The sequence below is a fragment of the Seonamhaeicola marinus genome, assembly GCF_008085455.1.
In genome coordinates this window covers 1-589 of sequence record NZ_VSDQ01000730.1, presented here as the reverse complement: position 1 = coordinate 589, position 589 = coordinate 1, and the positions used below count along the sequence as shown (strand labels likewise).

Genomic DNA, 589 nt, shown 5'->3' with positions numbered 1-589 from the left:
AGGGTTTATCTTTCAAAATAGATTTTTTTATGATTATACCTTTGGAAGTGGCGATTGGCAAATTTTTTCAGAGCTAAATACAGAGTTTAACTTTGGGAAAGAAGATGTGTACACTCCAGATTTTTCAACCTCACTTGAGGGCAGTTTTGCAAATAACAGTTTACGTTTAACACCAGGCGTATTTTTAAGTTATTTCCCAAGTAATAAATTTACAGTTTTAGCCTTGGCACAACACTCGCAGTTGCTAGATTTAGGTAATGATTTCTCTCAAGATTTTACAGCCGTTGGTGGTGGTGCAAAATACCAATTAACCAAAGTTTTAAATATTGAAGCGCTTTACACCAATTTTGTAAGAGGTAAAAGCTCTGGCTTGGGGCAAACATTTAATATAGGTTTAAGAGCCTTGTTTTAATAAATAACAGTAAAAGTTAACTTGTTTTGGGGATTAATTAATAGTACTTTAGGAGCTGTATTTTTTTTAAAATGAAAACATATAAGCTCCTAATTTTATTACTGTTACTACAATCATGTACAGCGCAAGTTGAAAAAATAAACGGTGTTAGTTTTGTAGCCTCTAAAGATGCAGTGA

1 pseudogene is annotated in these 589 nt (G+C 32.6%); it reads left to right on the top strand.

Features of this window, described 5'->3' with window-relative positions:
• Positions 1 to 412 (top strand): annotated as a pseudogene (locus FUA24_RS23225) (hypothetical protein); the annotation flags it as partial.
• Positions 413 to 589 lie beyond the last annotated feature (177 nt).